General features: G+C 66.9%; 2 protein-coding genes. Both read right to left on the reverse strand.

Translation table 11 applies throughout. From position 1 onward, the window contains the following. On the reverse strand, positions 1-486 hold a 486-nt coding region (locus tag BGIM_RS52275; protein WP_040889988.1), incomplete at its 3' end, for a DUF2190 family protein. A 68-nt stretch (positions 487-554) separates the two neighbouring features. After that, the coding region (locus tag BGIM_RS0124950; RefSeq protein WP_193789015.1) for a phage major capsid protein at positions 555-1,771 on the reverse strand (1,217 nt) is incomplete at its 5' end.

Raw genomic sequence — 1,771 nt, forward strand, 5'->3', positions numbered from 1 at the left:
CTTGGTGGCGTCGGCCCCGGAGACGAGGGTGAAGCCCTCGGCCACGGCGGCGGCGTCGGCCTGGGTCGAGCCGGCGGCGGCCACGGTCGCGGTCGGGATCCGGGGCATCTGACCGAAATACGTTTTCCCGGCGGTGAGCTTCACCCGGACATAACTGTCACCGGTGAGGGCGTCGGCGACGGCGAACCCCATCAGGTAGCCGATGGCTCCGTTGCCGCCGGCCGCCCCGCTCAGGGCCGTGCCCGTGACGGGCGTTCCGTCGAGATCCCAAAACACGGGGTCGCCGGCCGAGAACACGTCGGTGTTCTTCGGAACGTCGTAGGATCCGTGGCTGTCGAGGTCGCCGAGGGCGCCGGCGGCGATGTCCCTGGGGGCGATCATCGGGATCGTGCCGAGAACGACCACGTCGCCGGCGGTGACGGCCGAGCCGGGAATGTACGGGATGTAACGGCCTTCCTTCGCGAAGGCGGCGGGTGTCTGGGACATGTTGATGTTCCTTCTGGAGGACGTTCAATGAACGGCGGCTCACGGCGAGCCGCCGGTTAAACCACTGCTCACGCACTTCCTTTTGACTTCACGCCGGCGAGATATTCGGCCAGGTCGCAGCCAAAGTCCCACACGCCCCGGAACTGCACGCCGAGGATGTTGAAGTCGGCGTCCGCCGATTCGATGGTCGGGGTTTGCACGCCGTTCAGGAAGGAAACGACGACGGCCGCCGCGATCCCCGGATTGCGGAGCAGCCACCAGGCGGTCGAGGAGTAGCCCGTGATCGAGTCGTCCGACAGGAACGGCGAGATCACCGGCTTGTACTTGTTCGCGTAGGTGTTCGCCGCGCTCGTCGCCACCTGGCCGAGGTTGCTGTTCTGGTACAGGCGGTCGGCCACCCCCTCCAGTTCCGGCGGCACCAAGAGGATGGCCGGCATCCCGCCGATCACCTTGGAGTTGTCGGCCGCCGGGCTCTTCATCTTGCGGAACGCCTTGACGCCCAGGCCAAGGCCGACGCCGTCGTCGGCGAGATTGGTCGTTCCCCCGGTGATGTAGTTCGTCCGGGCCGTCGTCCAGAACGTGTTGGCGTTGGACAACCAGCACGTCCAGAACACGCGGTTGAGCTTCTGGGCGCCGCCCCGGCCGAGCCGGCTGCGGATGTCCGCAAAGGCCGACAGATCGTCGTTGATGAAGTCTGTGCGGGTCAGGGCGCCCATCTTGGCGTAGGTCTTGGCCCGCCGGCTGTACGATTCCTCGCTGACCTTGCCGTGGGCGATTTCGCCGGTCGGCGATACCTCCTCGAACTCCATGTCGTCAAGCATCCGGAAGCTCGTGACGCTCTTGAAGTCGGTGACGTTCTTGACGGCCGCCACTTCCCGCCAGGTCTGGTCTTCCTCCTGGTAGCCTCCGAGCAGTTCCGTGTTGGCCGTGTTCGCCAGAATCCCGGGCAGGCTCATGGTCGTGAGCCCCGAAGCCATCGGGACTCCCATCGCGTGCTGCATCACCTCGCGAAGATTCCCGGCGTTGACTCGTTCGCCAGGCGAGCCACGGTATCCGTTGGCATGGGCGGCCATCATGAACACCTGACCGAGCCCGAGCCGGCCCCGGAACTGCGTGTGGGCCGCCTGGAGCACGTCAGCCGAGAACCGGCGTTCGTGGCCCGGCGAACCGATGGCTTGGGCGAGCGCGGCCTGGACGATGGTGTTGATCGTGGCGCCGGGCGGCATCTGGCCGGTGACGAAGGTCGTCACCGGGGCGGTCGAACGGGAGCGGCGGAGCGCCACCA

Source organism: Zavarzinella formosa DSM 19928, assembly GCF_000255705.1.
Lineage (GTDB): Bacteria > Planctomycetota > Planctomycetia > Gemmatales > Gemmataceae > Zavarzinella > Zavarzinella formosa.